Annotated in this window: 1 protein-coding gene; it reads left to right on the top strand. The window is 47.9% G+C overall.

Translation table 11 applies throughout. From position 1 onward, the window contains the following. Positions 1–2,703, top strand: a 2,703-nt coding sequence (locus RH88_RS04285; protein WP_040757839.1) for an Ig-like domain-containing protein, incomplete at both ends; no start/stop codon positions are given.

The following is a 2,703-nucleotide window of genomic DNA, read 5'->3' as shown; positions in this document are numbered from 1 at the left end:
TTGCGTTACTTTGAAGCGAGCCCCGCAGACGATACCTTCGATTATCGCGCCGTGGACAGTGACGAGAATGTCAGTGAAGAGCGCACCGTTAGCCTTGTGGAGGCCGATAATGCGCCGCCGATTGCGACCGATGATCCGGTGGAATTTGAAGTGGCATTGGGTAAATTTAATGGTGACGATTGGAGCCATCCTGATGCGCAAATCAGCGCGAGCTATCAAGGCGATGACAAAGGAATTACCGAAAGTGGCGTAAAACGCGGTGTGGAAGGCGATGAAAACGGCGGACCGGGTGCGCAAATCCAATACAACCGTGAAGAGGGCGAATCAGAGCAATTTAGAATTGATCTGGATGAGCCCGTGACTGAATTTAGTTTCTCTGTCTCTAACCTGTTTAAAAATGAAGGTGGCTCTGGCAACCATGAGCAAGGTAAATGGGTCGCTTATTTCGGTGATAATGCTGTCGCGAGTGGCTTATTCATTGCGAATGAAGGCAATAGCAACGGCACCTACAGCTTCGATGAAACCGCTTTAGGTGGTGTCGCTTTTGATAACATCGTGTTTGAGTCGATCGACTTTGTTAATGAGCCGAGTCGCGGCTCTGATTCTTCCGATTACTTCCTCACCGGATTTAAAGCCTCCAGTGATGGTGCCTACGCCGCAAACCAAGGGGATGTGTTGCAAATTCCTGTCGCTGAGTTGCTGGGCAACGATGCTGACCCAGACGGCGATAATATCCGCTTTACGCATGTGTCAGATGCTAACAATGCCAATATTTGGATAGAGGATGGTATCGTCTACATCGATTTAGATGATGACTTCATCGGGAATACCCATTTTGATTATGTCATCACCGACGATAAAGGCGGCTTTGATGAAGCCAAAGTATCCATTATCGTCAACCCACTGCCGACTCCGGTGGAGGTAGAATCCATAGAGATGCTCGATACCATCGTGGTGGAAGGGGACAACCTCGTATATCAAGTTGAGTTGGAAGACGGCGTGTTGGAAGAAAGCCGTTACAGCATCGACTTTGGGGCCAACGACGATACCGCGACCGATAACGACGTGGATTTAAGTCAGGTACAGTTCACCAACGGTGTGACGTACGACGCCAATACGAATGAAATTGTAGTGCCAATTGGTATCAGCAATTTCAGTATTGTCATCCCAACGCTAGTAGATGGCATTTATGAAATTACGGAAGACTACACACTCACCATTGGTGGTGTGAGTGGTGAAGGGAATATTGAAAACGTCGATATTCCGCAAATCGAAGTGTCTGCCGATGTGGACGTGAGTGAAGGCCAAGAAGCGGTCTTTACCGTCTCTCTTTCTATGCCAACAGAAGCGCCAACCACCATTAATTTGGGCATCAATCATGTGACCACGGAAAGTGATGATATCAGCGCGATGGTGGTTGAGTTTGAAGGCAATAGTGGTTGGGAAGCTTTAACGGTCGCTAATAATGGTGATGTTATCTTGCCCGCCGGCGTGAATGAAATTCGCGTAACGATACCGACGGTAGATGACAACAATGCACCAGTGTATGAAGGCCCTGAGAGCTTTGAGCTGACCGCCGTTGGTGTGGTGGGCGTGCAAGGCAGCGATACCGGCACGGCGACCATTTTTGATGACGGCAGTGTTGATCCACAAGGCCCAACTCCAGCGGATGATGATCGCCCAGTGGTGACCGCGGTGAGTGAGCCGACAGTCGAAGAGGGTGGGATTGCAACTTTTGATGTAACACTTTCATCAAGTAGCACCACAGATACGACAATTACATTAACACTTTCTGAAGGTACAGCTTCAGACCCAGATGATTTTGATGGTAGTGAAGTGACGGTTAAGTTCGGCACTACAACACAAGTTCTATCAGTTGCTAATGACGGTACCGTGCAATTCGATTTACCTGCGGGAGAATCTGAATTTGAAGTATTGGTGCAGACTAACGACGACGTTATTGTTGATAATAACGAGACGTTTAATCTAGCGGCAACAACGGAATATCAACAAAGCGATGTAGATGGTGATGCCACCATTATCGATGATGTTGACGCTGCGATTGTGACATTAACAGGCCCTGAATCGGTGATGGAAGGGGATACTACCGGTGAATTTACCATTACGTTAACGGATCCGGCCAAACCAAGCGGTACTCCACTTGCCCCTCCTGGCAGCATCATTACGTTAAGCTACAATTACGTGAACGCGGATGGTGATGACATTGTTGAAGTGGCGCAAGCGATTGTTAATCCTGATGGCTATACCGCGAACTTTACCATTGATACGGTTCAAGATGATGTGTACGAAGAAGGTCAAGCCTTCACCGTTTCCGTGATATCAGTGACTGATGGTCAAAACAACAACATCTTTGAAGCGCTAGACTTGAGCAATGCCAGTCAGCATGTCGTGATTGACGACAGCAAAGACAATCCACCAGAAGCAGAAGATTTCGATGTCACGCTCGATTCAAATGGCAGTGCTGCGATTGTCTTTAATGATGACGTGAATGCTGACAATGACCACATCTCGGATCAAGAAGACGATTCTGCCAATACGCCACTAGGCGTGGTGATTACAAGTCTGCCAGAGTCTGGCGTGCTGTTTTATGATGGTCAACCTCTCGATGAGAGTGACTTGACTCAATTTGATGACAATGGTGACGTGATAGGCGAGCTGAAAACCTTCGACCCAACACTGTTT

It is taken from the genome of Vibrio scophthalmi LMG 19158, assembly GCF_000222585.1.
GTDB lineage: Bacteria > Pseudomonadota > Gammaproteobacteria > Enterobacterales > Vibrionaceae > Vibrio > Vibrio scophthalmi.
Note: the sequence above shows the minus strand (reverse complement) of the source record. Positions and strands in the feature narration are given on the sequence as shown.